The organism is Tomitella fengzijianii (assembly GCF_007559025.1).
Lineage (GTDB): Bacteria > Actinomycetota > Actinomycetes > Mycobacteriales > Mycobacteriaceae > Tomitella > Tomitella fengzijianii.
Genome location: NZ_CP041765.1, coordinates 656664 through 682886, shown reverse-complemented (window position 1 = coordinate 682886; position 26223 = coordinate 656664). Strand labels below are relative to the sequence as shown.

The window sequence follows — 26223 nt, the reverse complement described above, 5'->3', positions numbered from 1 at the left end:
CCGTTCCCGTACTGTGCAGCGGCGCGGCCGGGTCAGGTCAGCCCGGCATACGAGTGCAGGCCCGAGACGACCATGTTGATGATGAACAGGTTGAACAGCATCGCCACGAACCCCGCGAGGTTGATCCACGCGGCCTTCGTGTCCCGCCAGCCGGCGGTGGCGCGCGCGTGCAGATACGCGGCGTAGACGATCCACGCGATGAACGAGACGGTCTCCTTGGGGTCCCAGCCCCAGAACCGGCCCCAGGCCGCCTCGGCCCAGATGGCGCCGCAGATGACTCCGATGCCGAACACCGGGAACCCGAAGACCACCGTCTTGTACGCCAGCCGGTCGAGGTACTGCGCGTCCGGCAGCTTCGCCGCGAAGCGCCCCAGGCGGGTGTCCTTCTCCTCCCCCTTGGGGAACCGGATGCGGAACAGGAACAGCATGCTCGCCACGCCGGACACCAGGAAGATGCCGCTGCCGATGCAGATGATCGTCACGTGGATGGGAAGCCAGTAGGACTGCAGGGCCGGCACCACGGGCGCCGCCGTGGCGTACAGCACCGTGCCCGCCACGAACATGAGGATGACGACGGGGACCAGGACGAAGGCGAGCAGCGGCCGCTTGGTCTGCGGACGCAGGGTCACCAGGCCCACGCCGACCCCCACGGCGCAGGCCGTCGACACGAACTCGTACATGTTGCCCAGCGGCATGCGCTCGACGGCGAACCCGCGCAGTACCAGGCTGGCCACGTGCAGCAGGAATCCCAGCACCACGAGCGAGTAGCCCATGTTGGCGAGGCGTTCCTGCAGCGGGCGGGCCGAGCCGCGCGCGCCGGAGGCCTCATCGGGGTCTGCGCCCGGGCCCGCGGCGTCCCCCGGCAGAACCGCATCGCCCTGTCCTGCGGCGACACCCACCAGTTCACGCGCGCTGTCCTTGGCCGTGACCGCCTTGGTGCGCATCGACGCGTACGAGGCGAGTATCAGCAACTCGGCCAGCACGAATATGACGAACGCGGATTTGAATGCAAAGTCGCTGTACTGCGCGAGATTCTCGTTGACGGGCATCCTCTACTCCTGGGTCCCTTCCGCTGCTGCGCGCGCCGTGCCGCCGTTGCCGTCCGCGGGCTCGGAGAAGAGCCGTTCGGACAGGCGGACGAACTCGCCACCCCAGCCTGCGTGATCGGTCCTGGCCAGACCACCAAGCTCTACTACACTACGTCGCAGCGTCGGGTCCGGTCCATCCCCGGCCGCCGCCGCGTCCTGTGCGGGCGTGATGCGCGCCCACACGCGTCGCCGCTTGATAAGCAGCGACACCAACAGTCCACCGATCATCGTCACGGCGAACACCAGCACCCACGACTGCGCCGGGTCGTGCGACACCTGAACGTTGATGAACTCCTCGGCGCCGTCGAAGCGGATGACGGTCCCGTCTTCCAGCGTCGTCGACTCGCCCGGCATCAGGTTGACGCGGTCCTTCTTCACCAGACGTCCCTGATCGATCATCGACTGGTTGAGCCGGAAGATCGACGTGGACAGCCCGCTGTCGATGCCGGAGTCCCCCTTGAACACGTCGATGGCGACGGCCGGGTTGAGCATCTCCGGGTTGACCGACGTCATCAGCGTGCCGGTCTCGCCCTCGAAGCGGGCCGTGGGCGCGAACAGACCCTGGATCGCGATCTGGTTCTGCCTCGCCTCGTCGGAGCTCGAATACATCCCGGCAGGCGGGGCGAAGGTCATCGCTCCGGCGCTGAGGAACGTCGTGGCGTCCTCCGGCGCGAACTGCAGTGTCTGCGTATCGGACTCGCCGCCCGGGAAGGTGACGGTGAACGTGGGCGCGAATCCGTGTCCCTGCAGGTAGACGCGGTCGCCGTCGATGCGCAGCGGCTCGTTCACCTGGAGCCGGTAGTCCTGCCACTCGTCGGAGCCGGCCGCCACCTGGTCTTCGGTCTGGTACTGGATGTTCGACGTGAACATCTCCGCCTGGCCGTTGGGGAGGAAGTCGGCGGTGAAGTCGTCGACCCGCATGCAGAACCCGGCCAGTTCGGTGCCGTCGATGTCGAGTCCCGCCCGGAACGAGTCGTAGGCGGCGGGGGTGGTGTTGCAGAAGCCGTACTGGCCGCCGTCGGCGATGACGATCCGGTTGCCCTCGTAGTTGTAGATCTTGCCCATCGCGATGGCGACGAGCAGGCCGACCAGGGAGATGTGGAACACCAGGTTGCCGACCTCGCGGAGGTAGCCGCGCTCCGCGGACACCGTCACGGAACGGACGCCGCCCCGTGTCTCCTCGCGGGTCTCAGTGCGCCAGCCGCGCAGCATCCCGCGGACCGAGGCCGTGGCCTCGTCCACATCGCCCGCCAACGTGCCGGACGCGTGATGCGGCAGACGGGACAACCGGCGCGGGGCGCGGACGGGGGGCGTGCGCAGCGCCTTCGCATGGACGCCGACGCGGGGGGTGATGCAGCCGACCAGCGAGATGAACAGCAGCACGTAGATGGCGGTGAACCAGAAGCTGCCGAAGACGTTGTAGACCTCGAGTTTGTCGAACAGCGGCCCGATGAACTCGTGGTCGGCGATGTACTCGTCGACCTTCTGCGCGTTCAGGCTGCGCTGCGGAACCAGCGCCCCGGGAATCGCGGCCAGGGCAAGCAGGAACAGCAGCACCAGCGCGGTGCGCATGCTGGTCAGCGACCGCCACAGATTGCGCACGGTCGCGAACGCCCGCCGCAGCGGCGTCCTCCGCCGCGGACCACCGGGGCGCTGCTCCTGCGCGGGCGGCGGGCTCGGCGGCTGCGGCCGTGCCGACGTGCTCACTGCGACTCCCTCACCGCTGATACTCCTTCACACCTGTGCGTCCCGCCCGGGCCCGTCCGTTTCCGTTGCACCCGCACCCCTCAGATCGGCAGTACCGTGTCGGTGATGAAGGCCGCCTGGATCCACCCGACGAACTCGCCCCACAGGCCCGTCACCAGCGCGACGCCGACGGCGATCATCATGATGCCGCCGAAGACCTGGATGGCACGGGCGTGGCGGCGCAGGAAACCCACTCCCCGCAATGCCGCCTCGGAACCGAACGCCAACACGATGAACGGCAACCCCAAACCGATGCAGTAGGCGACGATGAGCACGACGCCGCGTGCCGCGGTGGTGCCCTCCGTGCCGGCCGCCACCGAGATCACCCCGGTGAGCGTGGGACCCAGGCACGGCGTCCAGCCGAGCGCGAAGACCGCGCCCAGCAGAGGGGCGCCCACGAGCGACGTCAGCCGCGTCGGCACGCGCCGCGTATCCCGCTGCAGCAGCGGGAAGAACCCGATGAACACCAGCCCCATCGCGATGGTGACGACGCCACCGATGCGCTCGATCAGCTGCCGATTCTCGCCGAGGACGGTGATCGCGCCGAAGACGGTGGCGGTGAGCAGCACGAACACCACGGTGAACCCCGTGACGAACATGGCCGCAGCGCCCGCGACGCGCAACCGGCCGGACCTGCGCGCACCCGAACGGGCCTCGGACACCGACACCACCGGCGCCTCCGCCCCTGCCACGCCCGCCAGGTAGGACAGGTATCCGGGCACCAGCGGCACCACGCACGGCGACGCGAACGACACCAGCCCCGCCAGGACGCAGGCGGCCAGGGCCAACAGGAGCGGACCACTGGTCGCCGCGGCGTAGAAGGCGTTGTCCTCCACGCCGGCCGCGATGAGCATTTGACCGGTCATGGCGCCTCCTGCGGTTCTGCGGCGATCCGCTCGACCACCGGCTGCAACTCCTCCTCTGTGAGCGCCTTCAGGAACACCGCCGCCACCCGGTGCTCGCGGTCGAGGACCAGCGTGGAGGGCACGACATTGGCGGGGAAGTTCCCGAGCGCGCCCAGCGTGCGCATGGGCGGATCGTAGATCGACGGGTAGCTCACGTCATAAGTGCGGAAGAAGTGCTGGGCCTTGCCTTTGTTGTAGTCGCGCACGTCGATGCCCAGGAACTGCACGCCCTGGTCGCGCGTCGCCTCGAAGACGGACTCCAGCGCGGGGACCTCCGCGCGGCACGGACCGCACCACTGGCCCCACACGTTGAGCACGACCACCTCGCCCGCGTAGTCGTCCACGCCGACGGTGGCCCCGTCTTCCATGAGCGACGCCCCGGAGATGTCGCCGATCGTGCCGCGCGAGGAGGGCGGGTCGTAGAAGATCTCCGTCTGGCCGCCCGGCGAGACGAACTCGAACGACCCGCCCTGGGCCACCGCATCCGATCCCGTGGAGCAGCCGGAGAGCAGAAGAACCCCGGCGGCGAGGATGGCCGCGGCAGCGCTCGGCCGGAACCGTGCCCGCCGCGAACGCCCGGCCGCCCGGCGCGTCATGCCCCCGTCACCCGAGGATCGGAGGCGCCCGCGGGTTCGGAATAGACGATGTCCACCAGGTGGTCGCCCTCGAATACGAGGCTGGTCAGCGAGGCGAGTCCGCACTGGCGGCGACGCGGATCGTGCCAGAGCCGTTCGCCCTGCAGGAAACGCCGCAGCGTCCACACCGGCAGCTGGTGGCTCACGCACACCGCCTCGTGCCCGCGGGCCTCCGCGCGGGCGGAGTTGGCCGCGGCCAGCATCCGGTGCGCGATCTGCAGGTACGGCTCGCCCCACGACGGGGTGAACGGGTCGCGCAACTTCGGCCAGTGGCGGGGCCGGCGCAGCGCGCCGTCGCCCACCGCCACGCGCAGTCCCTCGAAGGCGTTGTCGGCTTCGATGAGATGGTCGTCGGTGGCCACGGTGAGGCCGTGCGCGGCGGCGATGGGGGCGGCGGTCTCCTGGGCCCGCTGCAGCGGCGACGCGACCACGTGCGTGATGTCGTGGTCGCTCAGCGCTTCCGCCACCGCGCGCGCCTGCGCCTGGCCGTTCAGCGAGAGGCGGAACTCGGGCAGCCGGCCGTACAGGATCCCGGTGGGGTTGTGCACCTCGCCGTGGCGGAGGAAGTGCACGACGGTGCGCGTCGCGTCCGGAGCGCCTGCGGCGCCGCCGGGCGCCGCGTATGTCGGTTCTCCACGTTCGTCGGTCACTGGTCGCCTTCCTGTACCTGCGCGGCCGCGCGGGCCGCGGCCGTCGCCGCCACGGAGATGGTCTCGAATGCGTCGCCGTCCAGCGCGGCAGACACGAACCAGGTCTCGAAGGCACTGGCCGGCGCGTACACGCCGTGGTCGAGCAGCGCGTGGAAGAATGCGGGGTACCGCCACGTCTGGGAGTTCTTCGCGGCAGCGAAGTCGTCCACCCGCTCAGTCGCGAAGAACAGCCCCACCATTGTTCCGGCGTGCTGCACCTGATGCGGCACGCCTGCTGCGGTGAGAGCGTCGCTCAAGATCGTACGCAGTGTGCGGGCGTTGCGCTCCAGGGCCTGGTAGACGGCATCGTCAGCGGCACGGAGCGTGGCCAGGCCGGCCGCCGTGGCCACCGGATTGCCGGACAGCGTGCCCGCCTGGTACACGGGTCCCTGCGGCGCCAGGCGTGACATCACGTCGGCACGCCCCCCGAACGCCGCCGCCGGGAGCCCGCCGCTGATGACCTTGCCGAAGGTCATCAGGTCGCCCTGCACGCCGTCGATTCCGTACCAGCCCGTCGCCGAGGCGCGGAAGCCGGTCATCACCTCGTCCATGATCAGCAGCGCGCCGTCCGCGGTGCACAGGCGCCGCAGCCCCTCGTTGAACCCGGGGACGGGCGGCACGGTGCCCATGTTGCCCGCCGCCGCCTCGGTGATCACGCAGGCGATCTGCCCCGGGTGCTCGGCGAAGACGCGCTCGGCCGCCGCGAGGTCGTTGTAGGGGACCACGATCGTGTCCTCCGCCTGCGCCCCCGTGACGCCGGGCGAGGTCGGCAGGCCGAAGGTGGCGACGCCCGATCCGGCGTCCGCCAGCAGCGCATCGACGTGGCCGTGATAGCAGCCGGAGAACTTCACGATCTTGGCCCGGCCGGTGAAACCGCGCGCCAAGCGGACCGCCGACATCGTCGCCTCGGTGCCGGAGTTGACGAGCCGCACCGACTCCACCGGGTCGATGCGCGCGGCGATCTCCTCGGCCAGTTCCACCTCGCGCACGGTGGGCGCGCCGAACGACAGCCCGGACGCCGCGGCCTCCTGCACGGCCTCGACCACCTGCGGGTGCGCGTGGCCGAGGATCATCGGGCCCCACGAGCCGACGAGGTCGACATAGCTGTTGCCGTCCTCGTCCGTCAGCCTGCAGCCGCGGGCCGACCGGATGAACGGCGGAGTGCCGCCGACAGAGCCGAATGCGCGGACGGGCGAGTTGACCCCGCCCGGGGTCACCGCCGAGGCGCGGGCGAACAGCGCTTCGGAGTGCGGGCGCGCCGCAGCGGGGAGGTTTGCGGTGGAACGCGGTCCCGACGGGTCGCCTTCGGCTCCGCCGACCGGGGATTTCGATTCACTCACGACCCCAAGTGTCCCAGCCTGCGCGGCGCCGTCAACGACAGGGTGTAGTGGAGTGTCCGGCGTCACCGCCGGACGGGATCAGTACACCGGGCTGAGGTCGTCGTAGATGACTGCGTGGCACGGGATCTGCGGCAGGCAGATCTCCGGGCTCCGCGTCATGGACTGCCGGGCCCCGTCGACCATCCGGTAGTAGTGGAAGGTGACGCCGTCGATGGTCGTCGCGCGCACATCGCCGCCGCCGAGGATCAGGTCCTTGTCCGTGTGCAGCACGTCGTCGATGTTCTGGATGCCGTGCAGCCGCATCTCGTGGCCGGAGCCGGGGAGCGGCGTCATCGCGGGAGGATCCGCCGCGGCGGTGCCGGCGCCCAGAGTCATCGCAGCCATCGCTCCGCCCACCACGGCGAGCGCCGCCGCCACTGCCGCCGGTCCGAATCCTCCGACGCGATGCCACCGCTTCTCGCCCATGCCACCAATGCAACACCATCACCGCGTCGCCCGCCACCGTTTCCGGTTCGCCTCTCCCGCACGGCTCCGACTCCGGTGTGCCTGCACGAACCCGGGCGGCCGGTTAGCGTCGGGGCATGGCAGACATCCCGGTGGGCACCCGTGCCCCGCACAGCGCGACGGCCCCGCACTCGTCCGACGATGCAGACGGGGCCGCAGCCGCGCCGGATGGCCTCGTCGCAGCACGGATTCGTGCCGTGCTCGACGGCCGCTGGGCGCACGTACGCGAGGCCTCGCGCTCGATGCTCGACGACGCCGCGTTCCTCGACGACCCGTCGCTGGACCTGGACGAGTCGCGCCGGGTCGCGCTCGACCAGATGCGCCGGCTCGCCCGGACGGACTGGCCGGCCAGCGGCTTCGGTGCGGACGCGGGCGGCACCGGCGACCCGGGCGGGGCGGTGACGGGCATCGAGATGCTCGCCTACGCCAACCTGTCGCTGATGGTGAAGGCCGGCGTGCAGTGGGGGCTGTTCGGCGGCGCCGTCGAGAACCTGGGCACGGAGCGCCACCACCGCGAGTACATCGCGCCGCTGATCCGCCTGGACCTGCTGGGCTGCTTCGCCATGACGGAGATCGGCCACGGATCCGATGTGCAGAACCTCGAGACGACGGCCACCTTCGACCCGGACACCGACGAGATCATCGTGCACACGCCGACGCCGTCGGCCGTCAAAGAGTACATCGGCGGGGCCGCCCTGCACGCCAGGATGGCCGCGGTGTTCGCGCAGCTGATCACCCACGACGCGGACGGTGCGCAGAACGACCACGGCGTGCACTGCGTGCTGGTCCCCATCCGCGACGACGACGGCGGACCGTTGCCGGGCGTGACGACCGCCGACGACGGGCTCAAGGGCGGGCTGCGCGGCGTCGACAACGGCCGCATCACGTTCGACCAGGTGCGTGTCCCGCGGACGAACCTGCTGAACCGGTACGGCGACATCGACGCCGACGGGCGCTACTCGTCACCGATAGACAGCCGCAGCCGGCGGTTCTTCACCATGCTGGGCACCTTGATCCGGGGCAGGGTCAGCGTCGGCGGATCTGCGGGCTCGGCGGCGCGGGTCGCCCTCGAGATCGCGGTGCGCTATGCCGAACAGCGCCGCCAGTTCAGCGTGCCCGCGGGCGACTCCGCACCCGGCACCGCCCCCGACGGCGGCGGGCCGCGCGCCACCGGCGAGGTCCTCCTCATGGACTACCTGCAGCATCAACGCCGCCTGTTGCCGCTGCTCGCGCGCAGCTACGCGCTGGGGTTCGCGCAGAACGAGCTGGTGTCGAAGATGCACGACCTGCAGGTGGCGCAGGAGCCGGACCGCCACGAGCAGCGCGAGCTGGAGAGCCGTGCAGCGGGGCTCAAGGCGGCGCAGACCTGGCATGCCACCCGCACCATCCAGGAGTGCCGCGAGGCGTGCGGGGGCGCCGGCTACATGGCGGAGAACCACCTGACCGGACTCAAGGCCGACTCCGACGTGTTCACCACCTTCGAGGGCGACAACACCGTCCTCACCCAGCTGGTGGCCAAGGAGCTGCTCACCAGCTACGCCGACGAGGTGTCCGAGTTCGGCGCCGTCGGCTGGATGCGGTTCGTGGCCGAGACCGTGGCGGACACGGTGCGCGAGCGGACGGCTGCGCGCCAGATCATCCAGAGGATCCTGGACCGGTCGGACGAGAGCCTCGAGGAGGGCGACCTCGCTGACCGGTCGGTCCAGCTGCGCATGTTCGAGGACCGCGAGGAGCACGTGCTGGAGACCGCGGCGCGGCGCCTGCGCGGCGGCGCGCCCGGCTCGGACGACGACGATCCGCTCGCCGAGTTCGAGGCGTTCAACTCCGTCCAGGATCACGTGCTGCGCGCGGGGCACGTGCACATCGAACGTGTCGTGCTCGAGGCGTTCCTCGCCGGCATCGACGAGTGCCCCGAGGGGCCGGCGCGCGATCTGCTCGAAGACGTGTGCACGCTCTACGCACTGCACTCCATCGAGGCGGACAAGGCCTGGTTCATGGAGCACGGCCGACTGTCCACCGAACGCTCCAAGGCGGTGACCCGGCATGTCAACGAGCTGTGCACCCGGCTCCGGCCGCACGCGCTCACCCTGGTCGAGGCGTTCGGCATTCCGCGGATCCTGCTGAACTCCGCGATGCTCGACGGCCCGGGCACCGATCCGGTGCGCCAGCGCTGACCCGTGGCCGGTTCGGCGCCGGCGTCGGGTCACTGCATGCGGCGCTGCCGCGCGACCTCCGCCAGCACGACGCCTGCCGCGACGGAGGCGTTGAGCGACTCCATCTCGCCGGCCATGGGGACGCTGACGACGCGGTCGCAGGTCTCCCGCACCAGCCGCGAGAGGCCCTTGCCTTCGGACCCGACCACGAGCACCAACGGGTCGGTCGCCACGTCGAGGTCGTCGATCCCGGTGTCGCCGCCGGCGTCGAGCCCGGCGACCTGGAAGCCCGCCTTCTGCCACGACTTGAGCGTGCGGGTCATGTTGGTGGCCTTGGCGACCGGGACCCGCGCTGCCGCACCGGCGCTGGTGCGCCAGGCGACCGCGGTGACGGACGCGCTGCGCCGTTCGGGGATCAGGACTCCGTCGCCCCCGAACGCCGCGACCGAACGGATCACCGCTCCGAGGTTGCGCGGATCGGTGATGTTGTCGAGCGCGACGATGAGCGGCGGTCGCCCACTCCCCTGCGCACGCGCGAGCAGGTCGTCGGGGTGCGAGTAGCCGAACGGCGGGATCTGCAGTGCCACGCCCTGATGCACGCCGCCGGTCGACATCCGGTCGAGGTCGGTGCGCGGAACCTCCTGGATGGAGATCCCGGCCTCCGCCGCCAGCTGCACCGCTTCAGTGAGTCGCTCGTCGTTCTCGGTCCCCACGGCGACGAACAGCATGGTCGCGGGTACCCGCTGCCGCAGGCACTCGAGCACCGGGTTCCGGCCCAGCACGTTCTCGTGCGTTGCCTCACCCCTGCGCGCGCCGCCGGCCGGGCGGCGCGCGGGGGAGGCGCCGCCGGACGCCGGACCCGCGGTCTTCGCGCTCTTCGCGGCCTTCTTGGCGGCCGGGTGGTAGGGCCGCATCTCCTTGGGCGGGGTGGCGCCGCGCCCGCGCAGGTTCCGGCGGCCCTTGCCGCCGGAACCCGACACCTGCCCCTTCTTGGTGCCCGACTTGCGGATCGCGCCGCGACGGGAAGAGTTACCAGCCACTGATCAAGCCTTCCGATGGGGTGAGGTGCCTCGTCATGACGCGCCCCGCGAGTCGGTGCCGTCTGCGCGCAATGCCCATTCCGGCCCCTCCGGGGTGTCCGTGACTTCGATGCCGGCGGCCGCGAGACGGTCGCGCACCTCGTCCGCCACCGCCCAGTCCTTCTCGGCGCGTGCGCGTGTGCGCATCTCCAGCTGCTCGACGATGAGCGAATCCAGTGCGGCGGTGGCGGGCCCCGCGTCGGCACCGGCACCGTCCGCCGACCAGCGTTCGTCCAGCGGATCGACTCCGAGGATGCCGGTCATGGCGCGCACAGAGGACGCGCACGCGGCCGCCGCCGCATGGTCTCCCGACTCCAGCGCGCGATTACCTTCGGTGACCGTGCCATGCAGGACTGCCAGCGCCGCGGGTACGCCGAGGTCGTCGTCGAGGGCCGCGGCGAACTGCTCCGGCCACACCCCCACGCCCACTGGGCCCACCCTGTCGTCGACTCGCCGCACGAACGCCTCGATCTTCCGGAACGCGGCGGCCGCGTCCTGCAGCGCGGACTCGGAGTATTCGAGTATCGACCGGTAGTGGGCGCTCCCCAGGTAGTAGCGCAGCTCCTGCGGGCGCACCTGGGTGAGCACGTTCGGGATCGACAGGACGTTGCCCAGCGACTTGCTCATCTTCTCGCCGCCCATGGTCACCCAGCCGTTGTGCAGCCACGTGCGGGCGAAACCGTCTCCGGCTCCCCGACTCTGCGCGCGCTCGTTCTCGTGGTGCGGGAACACCAGATCCATTCCGCCGCAGTGGATGTCGAACGACTCCCCCAGGTAGGCGGTGGCCATCGCCGAGCATTCCAGATGCCAGCCCGGCCGCCCGCGCCCCCACGGCGTGGGCCAGGACGGCTCCCCCTGCTTCTCCGCCTTCCATAACGTGAAGTCCCGGGGATCGCGCTTGAACTCGCCCGCGCTCTCGCCCTGATGCACGTCCTCGAGCCTGTGCCCGGACAGCCGGCCGTAGTCGGGGAAGCCGCGCACGTCGAAGTACACGTCCCCGCCCTCGGCGTACGCGCAACCGGCGTCGAGTAGCCGCTGCATGAGCTCGACCATCTGGGTGATGTGGCCCGTCGCCCGCGGCTCCGCGGACGGCGGCAGCACGTTGAGGTGGCGATAGGCGTCCGTGAACGCACGCTCGTAGGTGGCGGCCCACTCCCACCACGGGCGGCCGGCCTCCTCGGCCTTGCGCAGGATCTTGTCGTCGATGTCGGTGACGTTGCGGATGAAACGCACGTCCAGTCCCTGCGCCAGGAGCCAGCGGCGCAGGACGTCGAATGCCACGCCGCTGCGCACATGCCCGATGTGCGGCTCCCCCTGAACGGTGGCGCCGCACAGGTAGATCGAGGCCACCCCGGGCACGAGCGGGGTGAACGGGCGCGGTTCCCGTGTCTCGGTGTCGTAAAGGTGCAGCGTCACAGGCGTCGATCCTACTGGTGGTGGTTGGTTTTCGTGCAGTCGCCCCGCCGTCAGGGGGCTGCCGCCACCAGCGCCGTCGCCGTGGCCGCGAGCCCCTCGCCCCGCCCCGCGAAGCCCAGGCCGTCGGTCGTCGTCGCCGACACCGAGACCGGCGCCCCCAGCACCCCGGAGAGCACCTCCTGCGCCTCGGCGCGGCGCGGTCCGAGCCGCGGCCTGTTGCCCACGACCTGCACGGCCGCGTTGCCGACCACGTAGCCGCTTTCGAGCAGCAGCCGCCGGACCTCGGTGAGCAGCGTGGCGCCGCCGGCCCCGGACCACTCGGGCCTGTCCGTGCCGAAGACCATGCCGAGATCGCCCAGCCCCGCCGCGGACAGGAGCGCGTCGCACAGGGCGTGCGCCGCGACATCGCCGTCGGAATGCCCGGCGCACCCGTCGTCGTCGGGGAAGTGCAGCCCCGCCACCCAACACGGGCGCCCCTTCTCCACCGGGTGCACGTCGGTGCCGATTCCCACGCGGACCATGTCGGTTCCACCTCCTGCGCCGTGCACTGCGGGTTCCGCGGCCGCGATCGACTCCGCCAGCGTCAGATCCAGCGGGCCGGTGATCTTGAACGCGCGCTCCGACCCGTCGACCACCGTCACGGACACGCCCAGGTGCTCGACCAGCGCGGCATCGTCGGTGGCGTCGTCGCCCCGGCTGTGCGCCCGGCGCAACAGGTCCGCCCGGAATCCCTGCGGCGTCTGCACCGCGCGCAGCGCGGACCGGTCGAGGGCGCCGGTGACGACCCGCCGCCCGTCCACCGCCGCCACCGGCTTGATCGTGTCCGACACCGGCACCCCGGGTACGACGGCAGGCGCGCCCCGGCGCAGCTCATCGACCACCCCGGCCACCAGCTCCGGCGGCGTCAGCGCCCGCGCGGCGTCGTGGACCAGCACCAGGTCCGCCTCCGGCGCCGCCGCGAGGCCCGCGCGCACGGAGTCCGAACGCTCGGCCCCGCCCGCGACCACGCGGACGCCGGCGCGCAACGCTCCGGCGTCCAGGGGGGCGAGCAGTTTTCGGGCGCGGTCCTCGTACCCCCGGGGCACGATCACGACCACACCGTCGACGCACCCGGAGTCGACCAGGCCCGCCACCGCCAGTCGCAGCATCGCCACGCCCGCCACCGGTACGAACGCCTTGGGCCCGTCCGACCCCAGACGCACGCCACGACCGGCGGCGGGAACGAGTGCGATGACTGTTCCGCCGCCGGCCGTGGGGTTGGCGCCCGATCCGGCCCGCACGGGGTCGGCGTCGCTCACGACGCGGTGGCCAGCACCTCGTCGAGAATCGACTCGGCTTTGTCGCTGTCGGTGTTCTCCGCCAGTGCAAGCTCGCCGACGAGGATCTGGCGTGCCTTGGCGAGCATGCGCTTCTCGCCCGCGGACAGCCCGCGGTCCTGCTCGCGCCGCCACAGGTCGCGAACCACCTCGGCCACCTTGTTCACATCGCCGGAAGCGAGCTTCTCAAGGTTGGCCTTGTAGCGCCGCGACCAGTTGGTGGGCTCCTCGGTGTGCGGGGCGCGCAACACCTCGAAGACCTTGTCGAGCCCCTCCTGGTCGACCACATCACGAACGCCCACGTACTCGGCGTTGGCCGCCGGCACCCGCACCGTCAGATCACCCTGGGCGACACGGAGCACCAGGTACTCCCGGGGTTCTCCCTTGATCGTCCGCATCTCGATAGCTTCGATCAACGCCGCGCCATGATGGGGGTAAACGACGGTGTCTCCGACACTGAAATTCATCTGTTCGATTCCCCTTTCGATGTGCCCATCATAACACGCCGCCCACCTGGAGCTTCATTGTCCTCGCAGGTCAGGCGCGCCGTACGGAATCCCGGCGGGCGGCCGGCGCCGCCAGGACGAGCGTCCGACGCGCTGCGGGCGGCAAAACCGCAGCGGACGTCCCCCGCGTCGGCGACCCGAACGTGACGGACGTCCGCATCACGAGCGCCGCCCGTTCCCGGACCCTCGTGTCACCGCCGACCGCACCGCGCACTACTGTCTGTAGGAGAAACATCGAGTCCACCGCGACCGGCCGGCCGGAGCAGGTACCATCTCTCCAGTCCCGGGCCCGCGGTGGCGGCGCCGGACGCCGTCCCGACCACGCGATACGCCCTGGAGGATCACCCGTGACAGCCTCAAATGCGTCGACTTCCCGCAACCGGGCGGGGATCCGCCGACCGCTCGGCCGCCGCGGGGCCACCGTGGTCGCCATCGCCGCGGCCGCGACCCTGGGCCTGTCCGCATGCAGCGCCGGGCAGATCGCGCAGACCTCCTCGCAGGTGCCCGCCGTCACCGGTTCCGTGGTGCACTCGGCCGACGGCTCGATCAGCCTCAACGACATCCAGCTGGTGCTCGCCACCGAGCAGTCGCTGAAGGACTACAACCCGTTCCACCTGACCTTCACCGCGTCCAACGCCAGCGCCACCGTCGATTACCCGCTGGAGCGGATCACCGTCAACGGCACGCCCGTGCAGATCGAGCAGCAGCCCGTGACGCTCTGCAGCAACAGCGCGCTCACCACCGCCACCTCCCAGCAGCTGGGCGAGTCCGACGCGGTCGCGGCCGAGGGCCCCACGGCGACCACCCCCGCGGCGACACCGGCCGGCGACAAGGCGGCCGGCGAGAAGGCCGCGAACACGGCCGTCGACCACCTCTGCGTGCCCGTCGGCGGCAAGTCCGGCACCGCGGTCGACGCCGCTTCCGACCCGCTCGAGGACCTCACGTCGATCAAGCTGCAGCCGATCACCCTCGAGGGAACGCACCGCCCGGGCACGAACGTCGACGTCACGTTCACCTTCCGCGGCACGGAGCCGCTCACCGCGCAGGTCCCGATCACCGTCCCCCAGCACTGGGAAGGCGAACGCTCCGAAGGCCACTGAGCACACGCCGGAGACCGGCCGCTGCGCACATGCATCGGGCCCCTCGCGCCGCACGCGGCCGAGGGGCCCATGCATTCCGCGCCACAGCACCGGCCGCACGCGGCTGTCGGGCCCGCGCCCTATGCTTCGGGGCGTGGCCAAGACCAGAGTCTCCTTCCGCTGCAACGAATGCAGCCACTCCACCCCCAAATGGGCCGGCCGCTGCCCCGGCTGCGGCAGTTGGGGCACCCTGCAGGAGAGGGCGGAGCTCGCCACCGTGGGGGGCGGGGCGGACCGCGGGTCCGCCCGCGTGCCCGCCGCACTGCTCCCGTCTACGCCGGCTGCGCCGCTGACCACCATCGACGCCACGACGACGCGGGCGGTGCCCACCGGGGTCGGGGAACTCGACAGGGTCCTCGGCGGCGGCATCGTGCCGGGGGCGGTGGTCCTGCTCGCCGGCGAGCCGGGAGCGGGCAAATCCACGCTGCTGCTCGAAGTGGTGCACCGGTGGGCGCTCGGCGGCCGTGGCCGCGCCCTGTACGTCACCGGCGAGGAATCCACGGGGCAGGTGCGGCTCCGCGCAGAGCGCACCGGCACCGTCCACGAGGACGTCCTGCTGGCCGCGGAGGCCGACCTCGCCACGGTCGTCGGGCACGTCGATCACACCGCGCCCACGCTGCTGGTGGTGGATTCGGTGCAGACGATGCTCGCGCAGGACGTCGACGGCGTCACCGGCGGCACCACGCAGGTGCGTGCCGTGACCGCCGCGCTCACCGCGCTGGCGAAGACCCGCGGGATCGCCGTGCTGCTGGTGGGGCACGTCACCAAGGACGGCGCTGTCGCCGGCCCGCGCACGCTCGAGCATCTGGTGGACGTGGTCCTGCACTTCGAGGGCGACAAGAATTCCACGCTGCGCATGGTGCGCGGTGTGAAGAACCGCTTCGGCGCGGCGGACGAGGTCGGCTGTTTCGAGCTGCGCGACGACGGCATCGCCGGCATCCCCGATCCCTCGGGGCTCTTCCTGCACCACCGCGACGGCGCAGTCCCCGGGACCGCGGTCACGGTGACGATGGACGGCAAGCGCCCGCTTCTCGGCGAGTTGCAGGCGCTGGTCGTCGAGTCCGCACTGCCCTCGCCGCGGCGGGCGGTCAGCGGCCTCGATTCCTCGCGGGTCGCGATGATCCTCGCGGTACTCGAACGGCACGCCGGGCTGAAGATCGGCAAGAACGACGTCTACGTGGCCACCGTGGGCGGCATGCGGGTCATCGAGCCGGCATCGGATCTCGCGCTGGCCCTGGCCGTCGCGTCGGCGATTTCCGGCCGCCCGCTCCGGGACGGCACTGTCGCGATCGGCGAGGTGGGCCTGGCCGGCGAAGTGCGCCGGGTGACGGGGGCCGGGCGGCGAATCGCGGAATCGGCGCGCCTGGGTTTCCACACCGCGCTCGTCCCGCCGGACAGCGGGCGGATGCCCTCCGGGACGCGGGCCGTCCCGGTGTCGAATCTGGCCGAGGCACTGGCCGCGGGGCTGCGCCCGTGATGCCGCGCCTCAGATGCGGGTGGAGTTCCCGACCAGGTCACGAAAGTGCACCGCCTGATCGATCGTGATGAACAGCGCGCGTGCCGAACCGGCAGGCGCCGCGGCTCCGTTCACGTACACCTCCGCGGACGCGTACAGCTTGCGGCCCAGCACTCCGTCGACGCGCGCCCGGACGGTCAAAGCCGACCGCACGGGCACCGGGCTCCGGAAATCGACCTCGAGGTGCGCGGTGACCACTTCGAGCGCGAGCAGCTTCGCCGAGAAGCCCATCACCTCGTCGAACACCGAGGACAGCACGCCGCCGTGGATCACGCCCGGCCCGCCCTCGAATGCCGGGTCGACGACGATCTCCCCGGTCACTTCGGCGCCTTCGCCCGCGCGCACGTCGAGGCCCAGACCTCCGTCTCCGGTGCCGCGGCAGCCGAAGCACCCGTGCCAGTGCGCGGGGATCGACTCACCCGGCGCCGGCGCCTCCGGATGCCTCACTGGAGACACGGCCTCTCCGGGTACCGTCCAGTTGCTAGTCATGGCCAGGTAATCTAATTGCGGCTCAACGCGACCCGCCGGGCGCCTCAGCGGATCGTGCGCCGGCACACATCCTCTCCGGCGGCGGACGGGGCTCCATCGCAGCCGGGAGAAAGGCGGGAACGTGTCCATCGAACAGCGGCGTCCCACGGCGAACCTCCGCGACACCATCGCCCGCCTCGCCCCCGGCACCGCGCTGCGCGACGGGCTCGAACGGATTCTGCGCGGGCGCACGGGAGCGCTGATCCTCCTCGGCTACGACCCCCTCGTGGAGAGCATCTGCGACGGCGGTTTCGAGCTCGACGTCGCTTTCGCCCCGACCCGCATGCGCGAGCTGTCGAAGATGGACGGCGCCGTCGTCCTGTCCACCGACTGCACCCGCATCCTGCGCGCCAACGTGCAGCTGATGCCGGACGCCAATCTGCCCACGGAGGAGTCTGGCACCCGCCACCGCGCCGCCGAGCGCACCGCCATCCAGACCGGCCATCCCGTGGTGTCCGTCAGCCAGTCCATGAGCATCGTCAGCGTGTATGTGGGCGGGCATCGCCACCTCATCGAGGACTCGAGCACCATCCTTTCGCGCGCCAACCAGGCCGTGGCCACACTGGAGCGCTACCGCATCCGGCTCGACGAGGTGGACCGCCAGCTGTCGGTCATCGAGATCGAGGACTTCGTCACGCTGCGCGACGCGATGACGGTGGTCCAGCGACTGGAGTTGGTCCGGCGCCAGTCCACGGAGCTGGAGAAGCACGTCGTCGAACTGGGCACCGATGGCCGCCAGCTGGCGCTGCAGCTCGAGGAGCTGGTGGGCAACAGGGACGCGGGACGCGAGCTACTGGTGCGCGACTATCTTCCCGGCGGCACCCTCCCGGACAGCAGCCGGGTCCGCACCGCGCTCGACGCGATCGACCAGCTCACCGGGGCCGACCTGCTGGACCTGACCACCCTGGCGCGGGCGTTCGGCTACACCCCCACGATCGAGTCGCTCGACTCTCCGATCATGCCGCGCGGCTACCGGTTGCTCACGCGGATCCCCCGCCTGCAGTTCACCCAGGTGGACAAGCTGGTCGATTCGTTCGGCACGCTGCATGAGCTTCTCGCCGCGACAGCCGCCGACCTGCAGTCGGTCGACGGGATCACGCCGATGTGGTCGCGCCACATCCGCGAGGGCCTGTCACGTCTCGCGGAGGCCGGCATCGCCGATCGACTGGGATGACGTCCGCTGATGGATGCTTCTCGTCGTCAACGGATGCTTCTCGTCGTCAATGGATGTTGAACGGCACCGGCTTGCCGGACATCGACCCCAGGTGGGTGGTCACCGCGTAGACGCCGGGCGGCACCTGCTTGCGGTCGGCGGGGGTGCAACCCTGGCTCGATGTGGTCCCCGCCCAGACCATCTTGAACTGCGCCTGCTGCCCCGGCTCGAGCGTGCGGATGTCGCTGCCGGTGCCGGGGAAGCAGTCCGCGTTGGACCAGACCTCGCCGCCGTCGACGGATTCCACCGTGTTGACGATCATCGGCCCGCTCAGGTCGCGCACACACGGCACGGATCCGATGTTCGTGATGGTGGAGATGAACGTGACCGATTCGCCGACCGCGTAATTGGGCTTCTCGGGAGCCACGGTCAAACCGATGGACGAGTCCGCGCATTGCCCGCCGGGCACTGTCTCCTGCTGCGGGCCATCGGGATCAGCGGCCCCTGCCGGCTGCGGCGCCTCACCCGACGGTCCGGCGGTGCCGGACGGCGTGGCCGTGCCTGTCGGGGCCGCGGTGCTCGATGCGGCCGGCGCGGCGGGCTCCGGTGAGGAGCTCACCGCCGCGGCCGCGGTCGGCTCGTCCGAATTGCCGCCGCAGGAGACCGCGATGAGGACGACGACCACGATGAGCACGACCAGTGCGACGCCCACCGCGGCGAAGCGTCGCCGCCGGTAGATCTGCTGAGGCAGTGGCCCCTCCGGTTCCCACACGCCATCAACGGTAGGCGAGTTCACCGGCGCGGACGTGCACCTCGTTCGGCGTGTCGGTGTCTGTCAGGCCACCTTCTCGCCCACGTCTCCGATGGCGCCCCGGAGTTCCATGTGCCCGTCGGACAGCGTGTAGGTGAGGCCGACGATGGCGCACTTGCCCTCCTCGACCCGCTTGGCGATCAGCTGCGAGCGCTCGGTGAGCAGCTTGGCCGTCTCCATGACGTGCTTGCCGAGCAGCTCGTCGAACGTGGAGAGCCCCTCGCGCCGCCCCTGGAGCACCGACGGCGCGACCCGCTCCACGATGCTGCGGATGAAGCCGGAGGGGATGTTCCCGTTGTCGAGCGCGTCGAGCGTCGCGCCGAGCCCGCCGCAGTTGTCGTGTCCGAGCACCACGACCAGGGGGACCTCGAGCAGCTCGGTGGCGAACTCGATCGAGCCCAGCACTGAATCGTCCAGAACGTGGCCGGCCGTGCGGACCACGAAGACGTCGCCGAGCCCCTGGTCGAAGGTGATCTCGGCGGCCACGCGCGAGTCGCCGCAGCCGAAGATCACCGCGGTGGGGTGCTGCGCCGCCACCAGTTCCTCGCGCCGCTCCACCCCCTGCGACGGGTGCAAGGGAGTCCCCTCGACGAAACGACGGTTACCCTCCTTGAGGGCGTTCCAGGCAGATGCGGGATTCGAGTTCGGCATGGGCCAATTATGGACCCGCGAAACATCCCAGAATCGTCGGCCCCCCGACTTTCGAGGTTTCGACGGTTCCCGGCGGAACCCCTACTGACCAGTACGGTCGTCGCCCGGCGAAAGGAGTTGACCGCTGATGAACGCGTCGACGGGCGGGCACGGGCCGGCCGGCGAGCTGTCGGACTGGTACGCCGCGCACGGCCGTGATCTCCCCTGGCGCCGCGCGGGCACCGACGCGTGGCGGATCCTGCTCTCCGAGGTCATGCTGCAGCAGACTCCGGTCGCCCGCGTGCTCCCCGTGTGGGAACGGTGGGCGCGGCGCTGGCCCGCCCCGTCGGATATGGCGTCCGCCACTGCGGGCGAGGTGCTGCGCGAATGGGGGAGCCTCGGATATCCGCGCCGGGCGCTGCGCCTGCACGAGTGCGCCGGGATCCTGGCGCGTGAGCACGACGACACGGTCCCCGGCGACGTCGAAACGCTGCTGCGCCTTCCCGGGATCGGCGCCTACACCGCCCGCGCGATCGCCTGTTTCGCCTACGGGCAGCGCGTGCCCGTGGTCGACATCAACGTGCGGCGGGTCGTTGCGAGGACGGTCCACGGCCGCGGCGACCCCGGACCGCCGTCCACCCGTCGCGACCTGGAGGACGTCGCCGAGCTGCTGCCCGCCGGCGACGCGGACGCATCGCGCTTCTCCGCTGCACTCATGGAGTTCGGCGCCCTGACCTGCACTGCGCGGGCGCCCGCGTGCGGAACCTGCCCGCTGACCGAATGCCGCTGGCGCGCACTGGGCTTCCCTGCATACGAGGGTCCGAAGCGCACCACTCAGAAGTTCGAGGGCACAGACCGCCAGGCCCGCGGCCGGCTGATGGCGGTGCTGCGCGCGGCGCAGGGGCCGGTCGCCCGCGAACGACTGGACGTGGCGTGGACCCGCGATCCCGCCCAGCGCGACCGCGCACTGGGCACGCTTCTCACCGACGGGCTCATCGAGCAGACCCCGTCGGGGGAGTTCGCACTGCCCGGGGAACACTGACGCCGGCCTGGCCCGGGCCTCAGGCCGGGCCGGGCGCCGGTTCGGACAAGAACGCCTCCACTGCGCCGCGGTACTCGTCGGGCGCGTCGGCCTGGACCAGATGTCCCGCATCCGCGACGCGCACATACCGGGTCACGGCGCCGGGCCCCCGGTCCTCGTCCGCCATCCGCCGCATCTGCCCTTCCGGAGTCATCGTGAAACCGGCCTCGATCAACAGGGCCGGGCACCGGACCTGCGACCATTGCCGCCAGTAGGTGCGCGTGCCCCAGTGTTGAGCAATGCTCTGCCACACGTGTATCCGGCCGTGCAATCGCCAGCCGTCCGCCGTGCGGTCGAACGAGTCCAGGAAGTACCGGCCCGCCACCTCGCCGAACATCCCGGTCGCCTGCTCCCGCGTGAACTCCTCGGGCCAGCTTTGGAACCACGCGTCCCACGGGCCCGTCGTCCACCCGTAGAAGTCCGGCGCCATGTCCTCGACGACGACCGCCTCGACCAGGTCCGGCCGCGCAGCGGCCAGGCACCACGCGTGGAGTCCGCCCATCGAGTGCCCGATCACGACCGCCGGCCCGCCGCCCACCGCTTCAAGCGCCGCGGCGGCGTCCGCTACGAACCGCTCCGTGTGCAGCGCATCGCCTTCGGGTTCCACATCGCCTTCGGGTTCCGCATCGCCGCCGGCTTCCATCGTGTCCGCCGGGGCGGGCCCCGCCTGGGGGTCCGCCCAGTCCCTCCCCCGATGCCACGCCGCATCGAGCGTGTACACGTGGCCGTACTGCCGCAGCCAGCCGACGTGCGGCGCCCAAGTGCTCCCCCGGCCCATCAGCCCGTGCAGAAGCAGGATGGTGCGGCCTGCGCCCGGTTCCTGTACTCCCCGGTCCCCGCGCCGCCCGGCCGGCCCCCCGTGATCGGTGATGCCGAGTCGCTCGAGCTCCTGCCCACTGATACCCACGGCCCAGCACGCTACCGCCATTCGGTGCGGACCACCGGCCGCGGCCCGCCCGGTACTGTCGTGTCATGAGCGTCGTCAAGATCAATGCCATCGAAATCCCCGAGGGTGCGGGGCCGGAACTGGAGAAGCGTTTCGCCGCCCGCGCGGGCGCCGTGGAGGGTTCCCCCGGATTCGTCAGCTTCCAGTTGCTCCGCCCCACGAAGGGCGAGGACCGCTACTTCGTCGTCACCGAATGGGAGACGGAGGAGGCGTTCCAGGCGTGGGCGGACGGCCGCGGCAAGGCCGCCCACGCGGGCTCGGGCGATAAGCCGAAGCCCGTCGCCACGGGGGCCGCGCTTCTCGAGTTCGAGGTGGTCCAGGACGTCCGGCGGTAGGCGTACCGGGCCAAAAGGACGGGGCCGCCGGCGGGAGGGCTGACCTCCCGCCGGCGGCCCCGTCCGTCCGGTCTACCGGAACGTACGGCGTGCGTTCCTGCTCAAGCGAGCTGCGCGTCCAACGTGATCTCGACTCCTGCGAGCGCCTTGCTGACGGGGCACATCTCCTTGGCGGTCCGTGCGGCCTCCGCGAAGGCGTCCGCGTCCAGGCCGTCCACCTCGCCGCGAAGCGTCAGCGCGATGCCGGTGAGCTTGAAGCCCGGGTCGTCCGGACCCAGGCCCACCTCCGCGGACACGTCGAGCTTCTTCACCGTTCCCCCCGCCTCGCCGATCACCGCGGAGAGCTGCATCGCGAAGCAGGCGGAGTGTGCGGCCGCGATCATCTCCTCCGGGCTGGTGGTGCCGTTGGCGGCATCCGCCGAGCGCGTCGGAAAGGAGGTCGTGAAAGTGCCGAGGCCCGAACTGGTGAACTCGACCTTGCCGGACCCCTCCTGGAATGAGCCGGTCCACTCGGTGCGTGCGCTGCGCTTGGGCATCTGACGTCCTCTCGATCGAAGTTGCACCCCGCCCGGGCCGTGCGGAGTGTCCACCGCGGCCGGCCGCGTGATGTGTTTGCGGATACCTGCCCGTCCATCATCGCCGCCCGCGCGAATAAAGTCACTACCTCTCGTAGTAAATCGCCGTCCGCGTGCCGAGACTCAAACCGACTGCGGCGGCGGGCGGCACCCGTTGTGGGTGCTGCCCGCCGCCGTCGACGCCTGCGTCCGCGCCGGTCGCCTACTCGCCGGTCGTCGTGTCACCGCCGGAGGCCGAGGAAGACTCCTCGCTGCCGGCCCCCGCCATCGCCCCCTCAGGGGTGTCGGGCAGGGCGACGGGCCGGGGCTGTCCGGTAAAGGTGAACCTGGCCTTGTCCCCGGATCCTTCGCCGTCCCAATCCTCGACGTCGACGAGGACGATCTCGCCGGGGCCGATCTCGCCGAAGAGGATCTTCTCGGAGAGCTGGTCCTCGATCTCGCGCTGGATGGTCCTGCGCAGCGGACGGGCGCCGAGCACCGGGTCGAAGCCGCGCTTGGCCAGCAGCGACTTGGCCTTGTCGGTGAGTTCGATCGCCATGTCCTTGGCCGCCATCTGCTTCTCCAGCCGCGTGATCATCAGATCCACCATCTCGATGATCTGATCGCGGGTGAGCTGGTGGAACACGATGATGTCGTCGATGCGGTTGAGGAACTCCGGCCGGAAGTGCTTCTTGAGCTCGTCGTTGACCTTGAGCTTCATCCGCTCGTAGTTGTCCTGCTCGGCATCGTTCGACGTGAAGCCCAGTCCCACGGCCTTCGAGATGTCCGAGGTGCCCAGGTTGGAGGTGAAGATGAGCACGGTGTTCTTGAAGTCCACCAGGCGTCCCTGGCCGTCGGTCAGACGACCGTCCTCCAGCACCTGCAGGAGGGTGTTGTAGATCTCCTGGTGCGCCTTCTCGATCTCGTCGAACAGCACCACTGAGAACGGCTTGCGCCGCACCTTCTCGGTGAGCTGGCCGCCCTCCTCGTAGCCGACGTACCCGGGGGGCGCGCCGAACAGCCGCGACGCGGTGAAGCGGTCGTGGAACTCGCCCATGTCGATCTGGATGAGGGCGTCGTCGTCGCCGAAGAGGAACTCGGCCAGCGCCTTGGACAGCTCGGTCTTGCCGACGCCGGAGGGCCCGGCGAAGATGAACGAGCCCGAGGGCCGCTTGGGGTCCTTGAGGCCCGCCCGCGTGCGGCGGATGGCCTTGGACACGGCCGCGACGGCGTCCTGCTGCCCGATGATGCGCTTGTGGAGCTCGTCCTCCATGCGCAGCAGGCGGCTCGTCTCCTCCTCCGTAAGCTTGAAAACGGGGATGCCCGTCCAGCTGCCGAGGACCTCGGCGATCTCCTGGTCGTCCACCTCCGCGACGACGTCGAGGTCGCCCGAGCGCCACTGCTTCTCGCGGTCGGCGCGCTGCTGGATGAGCTGCTTCTCCTGGTCGCGCAGGCTGGCGGCCTTCTCGAAGTCCTGCCCGTCGATGGCCGACTCCTTCTCGCGCCGCACGTCCGCGATCCGGTCGTCGAATGCGCGCAGGTCCGGCGGGGCGGTCATCCGGCGGATGCGCATGCGGGCGCCGGCCTCGTCGATCAGGTCGATGGCCTTGTCCGGAAGGAATCGGTCGCTGATGTAGCGGTCCGCAAGCGTGGCCGCCGCATTGAGCGCGCTGTCGGAGATGGACACCCGGTGGTGCGCCTCGTAGCGGTCGCGCAGCCCCTTGAGGATCTCGATGGTGTGCTCCACCGACGGCTCGCCCACCTGCACCGGCTGGAAGCGGCGCTCCAGCGCCGCGTCCTTCTCGATGTACTTGCGGTACTCGTCGAGCGTGGTGGCGCCGATGGTCTGCAGCTCACCGCGGGCCAGCTTGGGCTTGAGGATCGACGCGGCGTCGATCGCGCCCTCCGCGGCGCCGGCGCCCACCAGCGTGTGCAGCTCGTCGATGAACAGGATGATGTCGCCGCGGGTGTTGATCTCCTTGAGCACCTTCTTGAGGCGCTCCTCGAAATCACCGCGGTACCGGCTGCCCGCCACCAGTGAGCCCAGGTCCAGGGTGTAGAGCTGCTTCTCCTTGAGGGTCTCCGGCACGTCGCCCGCGACGATCGCCTGCGCCAGCCCCTCCGCGACGGCGGTCTTGCCGACGCCCGGCTCGCCGATGAGGACGGGGTTGTTCTTCGTGCGCCGGCTCAGCACCTGCATCACGCGTTCGATCTCTTTGGCCCGGCCTATGACCGGGTCGAGTTTGCCCTCGGTGGCCGCCTGTGTGAGGTTGCGCCCGAACTGGTCGAGCACCAGGGACGTCGACGGCGTTCCGGACTCGCTGCTGCGTCCCCCGGTGGCCGCCTCCGCGCCCTCCTTGCCCTGGTATCCGGACAGCAGCTGGATCACCTGCTGACGGACGCGGTTGAGGTCCGCACCCAGCTTGACCAGCACCTGCGCGGCGACGCCCTCGCCCTCGCGGATGAGACCCAGCAGGATGTGCTCGGTGCCGATGTAGTTGTGGCCCAGCTGCAGCGCTTCACGCAGACTGAGCTCCAGGACCTTCTTGGCGCGCGGCGTGAACGGGATGTGCCCGGACGGGGCCTGCTGCCCCTGGCCGATGATCTCCTCGACCTGGCTCCGCACGCCCTCCAGTGAGATGCCGAGCGATTCCAGTGCCTTGGCCGCGACGCCCTCGCCCTCGTGGATGAGGCCCAGCAGGATGTGCTCCGTGCCGATGTAATTGTGGTTGAGCATCCTGGCCTCTTCCTGTGCCAGGACGACGACGCGCCGCGCGCGGTCGGTAAACCTCTCGAACATTGCTCTCCCTCACATTTTCGGCAGCAGGGCCGTCACTGCGGCGTACCCGTCGCACAGCGCGGATACGCAGCCGCTTGTCATGCAGTCACGCTGTCCTGCGGTCTGACCCACCCGGTGAAGGGCGACGCCGGCGTTCCTGATTGCGGGAACACCCGTACCGGGGCCATGCATCCACCGTGATGCACGCACCGCCCCGGCACCTACCCGCTACTCTAGTGGCCCCGTCCACCGGCCGTAGCCGGTCACCCGCGCCCGGTCTGTGCACCGGCCCCAGTAACCGCATCGTTCGAGTCAACACCGCACGTCAGCGAATACTTCCTGGTCTGCTACGCCGACAGCGAACAGTCGGCGACGCGGTGGTCATCCCGCGAACGGCTGCACGGCCACGCACGGCACTGCCACGGGGTGGGCGGGGTCGAGCGCGTTCAGGACGAGGGCCTGCGCACGCACCGACGACACCAACGACGAGTGATCCGAATGGTCCTGCGGGCAGCCGTCCTGCACGACGATGTTCGTCGTGTCCGGGCCCTCGACGTATCCGGCCGTCCACGGGACCACCGTCCCGTCGTACTCCGTCATGATGTTCGTGTACTCCACCCCGGGCGCGTAGGTGCCGCCCGCGTTCATCTTCTCGATGAAGGGCGACCCGGCCGTCATCTGCGAGCACGCGCCGCAGTACCGGTCCATCAGCTCCCCGGCCGCCTGCGTGACCGGGTCCGCTGCCGCATCCGTGCCCGCCGCCAACGGGCCGACGGCGTCCGTGCCTTCCCACAGCGGCGCCAGCGATATGTACTTGTCCACCTTCGGCGCGCCGTCGAGGAACTTCACGTAGTAGTTTGGCATCAGCGTGCCCTGCGAATGCCCGACGAAGTCGACCTTCTGCGCCCCGGACGCCGCCAGCACCCTGTCGACGAACACCGACAGCTCCTGCGCGGAATCCTGCATCCGCGTCAGCCCGCCGAATGCGCTGAGGGGCCACGGCGTGCCCGGATTCACCCCGTAGTTGAGCGCGTACACGCAGTAGCCCGCATCCTTGATGCGCGGCGCCATCGCACCCCAGTTGATCTGCTGGTTGCCGAAGGTGCCGTGCACCAGGACCACTGGATTCGGATGCTCGGCGCTCGGCTTGCAACCCCAATCGTTGACCCCGGGCAACGAACCGCCCGGATTCATCACCTCGGGCTTGTACGTGTCGACCAGCGTCGTGATCCGGTCGGTCGGCGACTCGGCCGCCGCCGGCGCCGCCGTTCCGAATGCCGCGAGGGCGGCCGTCACGACGACCGCCGCGCGTGCGAGCCGGCGCAGTCCTGCGGGGCGACCGCGATGCGCACCGGCACGCCGTGCCTTCCGGAT

General features: G+C 70.7%; 24 protein-coding genes and 1 pseudogene. 6 read left to right on the top strand and 19 right to left on the bottom strand.

Going from position 1 to position 26223, the window contains the following annotated elements:
- Window positions 1–32: 32 nt before the first annotated feature.
- The 7 genes from ccsB to FO059_RS03085 all read right to left on the bottom strand — a co-directional run bounded on the left by ccsB (window position 33) and on the right by FO059_RS03085 (window position 6868).
- Window positions 33–1049, bottom strand: a complete 1017-nt coding sequence (ccsB, locus tag FO059_RS03115; protein WP_143906275.1) for a c-type cytochrome biogenesis protein CcsB — start codon at window positions 1047–1049, stop codon at window positions 33–35.
- Window positions 1050–1052: 3 nt separating this feature from the next.
- The gene (gene resB, locus FO059_RS03110) at window positions 1053–2795 is read right to left on the bottom strand and encodes a cytochrome c biogenesis protein ResB (RefSeq protein WP_372497870.1); all 1743 of its coding nucleotides are present in this window, start codon (window positions 2793–2795) and stop codon (window positions 1053–1055) included.
- 80 nt (window positions 2796–2875) lie between these two features.
- Window positions 2876–3700: a cytochrome c biogenesis CcdA family protein gene (locus tag FO059_RS03105; protein ID WP_143906273.1), complete on the bottom strand. Its 825-nt coding sequence runs from the start codon at window positions 3698–3700 to the stop codon at window positions 2876–2878.
- A complete protein-coding gene (locus FO059_RS03100) occupies window positions 3697–4335 on the bottom strand; it encodes a TlpA family protein disulfide reductase (protein ID WP_143906271.1) in 639 nt (212 codons plus the stop codon). The genes FO059_RS03105 and FO059_RS03100 overlap by 4 nt, the downstream gene beginning before the upstream one ends.
- A complete protein-coding gene (locus tag FO059_RS03095) occupies window positions 4332–4946 on the bottom strand; it encodes a histidine phosphatase family protein (protein WP_233267012.1) in 615 nt (204 codons plus the stop codon). Before FO059_RS03095 ends, FO059_RS03100 begins: the two co-directional genes overlap by 4 nt.
- Window positions 4947–5020: 74 nt before the next feature.
- Window positions 5021–6301 (bottom strand): glutamate-1-semialdehyde 2,1-aminomutase, encoded by a 1281-nt coding sequence (gene hemL, locus FO059_RS03090; RefSeq protein ID WP_143910386.1) that lies wholly within the window; start codon window positions 6299–6301, stop codon window positions 5021–5023.
- 180 nt (window positions 6302–6481) lie between these two features.
- Window positions 6482–6868, bottom strand: a complete 387-nt coding sequence (locus FO059_RS03085; protein WP_143906267.1) for a hypothetical protein — start codon at window positions 6866–6868, stop codon at window positions 6482–6484.
- 116 nt (window positions 6869–6984) lie between these two features.
- Here FO059_RS03085 and FO059_RS03080 point away from each other — a divergent pair, with 116 nt between their 5' ends.
- A complete protein-coding gene (locus FO059_RS03080; protein ID WP_143906265.1) occupies window positions 6985–9081 on the top strand; it encodes an acyl-CoA dehydrogenase family protein in 2097 nt (698 codons plus the stop codon).
- 29 nt (window positions 9082–9110) lie between these two features.
- Here FO059_RS03080 and rlmB read toward each other — a convergent pair whose 3' ends face one another.
- The 5 genes and pseudogenes from rlmB to FO059_RS03060 all read right to left on the bottom strand — a co-directional run bounded on the left by rlmB (window position 9111) and on the right by FO059_RS03060 (window position 13338).
- Window positions 9111–10100 (bottom strand): 23S rRNA (guanosine(2251)-2'-O)-methyltransferase RlmB, encoded by a 990-nt coding sequence (gene rlmB, locus FO059_RS03075; protein ID WP_143906263.1) that lies wholly within the window; start codon window positions 10098–10100, stop codon window positions 9111–9113.
- A 33-nt stretch (window positions 10101–10133) separates the two neighbouring features.
- On the bottom strand, window positions 10134–11555 hold the full coding sequence (cysS, locus tag FO059_RS03070; protein ID WP_143906261.1) for a cysteine--tRNA ligase: 1422 nt from the start codon (window positions 11553–11555) through the stop codon (window positions 10134–10136).
- 50 nt (window positions 11556–11605) lie between these two features.
- Window positions 11606–12076 (bottom strand): 2-C-methyl-D-erythritol 2,4-cyclodiphosphate synthase, encoded by a 471-nt coding sequence (gene ispF / locus FO059_RS18620; RefSeq protein ID WP_233267014.1) that lies wholly within the window; start codon window positions 12074–12076, stop codon window positions 11606–11608.
- A 57-nt stretch (window positions 12077–12133) separates the two neighbouring features.
- A pseudogene (gene ispD, locus FO059_RS18615) lies at window positions 12134–12835 on the bottom strand (2-C-methyl-D-erythritol 4-phosphate cytidylyltransferase); the annotation flags it as partial.
- 14 nt (window positions 12836–12849) lie between these two features.
- Window positions 12850–13338 (bottom strand): CarD family transcriptional regulator, encoded by a 489-nt coding sequence (locus FO059_RS03060; protein ID WP_143906260.1) that lies wholly within the window; start codon window positions 13336–13338, stop codon window positions 12850–12852.
- 386 nt (window positions 13339–13724) lie between these two features.
- Here FO059_RS03060 and FO059_RS03055 point away from each other — a divergent pair, with 386 nt between their 5' ends.
- Complete coding sequence (locus tag FO059_RS03055) at window positions 13725–14477, top strand: hypothetical protein (RefSeq protein WP_143906257.1); 753 nt, start codon at window positions 13725–13727, stop codon at window positions 14475–14477.
- 133 nt (window positions 14478–14610) lie between these two features.
- Window positions 14611–15993: a DNA repair protein RadA gene (gene radA / locus FO059_RS03050; RefSeq protein WP_143906255.1), complete on the top strand. Its 1383-nt coding sequence runs from the start codon at window positions 14611–14613 to the stop codon at window positions 15991–15993.
- Window positions 15994–16002: 9 nt separating this feature from the next.
- Here the strand turns inward: radA and FO059_RS03045 are convergent, their stop codons facing one another.
- Window positions 16003–16488: a PaaI family thioesterase gene (locus tag FO059_RS03045; RefSeq protein WP_158726654.1), complete on the bottom strand. Its 486-nt coding sequence runs from the start codon at window positions 16486–16488 to the stop codon at window positions 16003–16005.
- Between the two features lie 160 nt (window positions 16489–16648).
- On the opposite strand from FO059_RS03045, the gene disA reads away from it, so the two are divergent.
- Window positions 16649–17734, top strand: a complete 1086-nt coding sequence (gene disA / locus FO059_RS03040; protein WP_143910384.1) for a DNA integrity scanning diadenylate cyclase DisA — start codon at window positions 16649–16651, stop codon at window positions 17732–17734.
- 46 nt (window positions 17735–17780) lie between these two features.
- Here the strand turns inward: disA and FO059_RS18290 are convergent, their stop codons facing one another.
- Together FO059_RS18290 and FO059_RS03030 are read right to left on the bottom strand one after the other, a co-directional pair.
- Window positions 17781–18485, bottom strand: a complete 705-nt coding sequence (locus tag FO059_RS18290) for a hypothetical protein (protein WP_158726655.1) — start codon at window positions 18483–18485, stop codon at window positions 17781–17783.
- A 63-nt stretch (window positions 18486–18548) separates the two neighbouring features.
- Window positions 18549–19175, bottom strand: a complete 627-nt coding sequence (locus tag FO059_RS03030; RefSeq protein ID WP_143906249.1) for a carbonic anhydrase — start codon at window positions 19173–19175, stop codon at window positions 18549–18551.
- 127 nt (window positions 19176–19302) lie between these two features.
- On the opposite strand from FO059_RS03030, the gene FO059_RS03025 reads away from it, so the two are divergent.
- Entirely contained in the window at window positions 19303–20196 is an 894-nt protein-coding gene (locus FO059_RS03025) for an HhH-GPD family protein (RefSeq protein ID WP_143906247.1), read from the top strand.
- A 19-nt stretch (window positions 20197–20215) separates the two neighbouring features.
- Here the strand turns inward: FO059_RS03025 and FO059_RS03020 are convergent, their stop codons facing one another.
- The gene (locus FO059_RS03020; protein ID WP_143906245.1) at window positions 20216–21163 is read right to left on the bottom strand and encodes an alpha/beta fold hydrolase; all 948 of its coding nucleotides are present in this window, start codon (window positions 21161–21163) and stop codon (window positions 20216–20218) included.
- Window positions 21164–21207: 44 nt separating this feature from the next.
- On the opposite strand from FO059_RS03020, the gene FO059_RS03015 reads away from it, so the two are divergent.
- On the top strand, window positions 21208–21516 hold the full coding sequence (locus tag FO059_RS03015; RefSeq protein ID WP_143906243.1) for an antibiotic biosynthesis monooxygenase family protein: 309 nt from the start codon (window positions 21208–21210) through the stop codon (window positions 21514–21516).
- A 101-nt stretch (window positions 21517–21617) separates the two neighbouring features.
- On the opposite strand, the gene FO059_RS03010 is transcribed toward FO059_RS03015, so the two are convergent.
- From FO059_RS03010 to FO059_RS03000, 3 genes are all read right to left on the bottom strand, one after another.
- Window positions 21618–22052: an OsmC family peroxiredoxin gene (locus FO059_RS03010; RefSeq protein WP_143906241.1), complete on the bottom strand. Its 435-nt coding sequence runs from the start codon at window positions 22050–22052 to the stop codon at window positions 21618–21620.
- A 241-nt stretch (window positions 22053–22293) separates the two neighbouring features.
- Complete coding sequence (locus tag FO059_RS03005) at window positions 22294–24870, bottom strand: ATP-dependent Clp protease ATP-binding subunit (RefSeq protein WP_143906239.1); 2577 nt, start codon at window positions 24868–24870, stop codon at window positions 22294–22296.
- Between the two features lie 360 nt (window positions 24871–25230).
- A complete protein-coding gene (locus tag FO059_RS03000) occupies window positions 25231–26145 on the bottom strand; it encodes an esterase/lipase family protein (protein ID WP_233266995.1) in 915 nt (304 codons plus the stop codon).
- Between the last annotated feature and the right edge of the window lie 78 nt (window positions 26146–26223).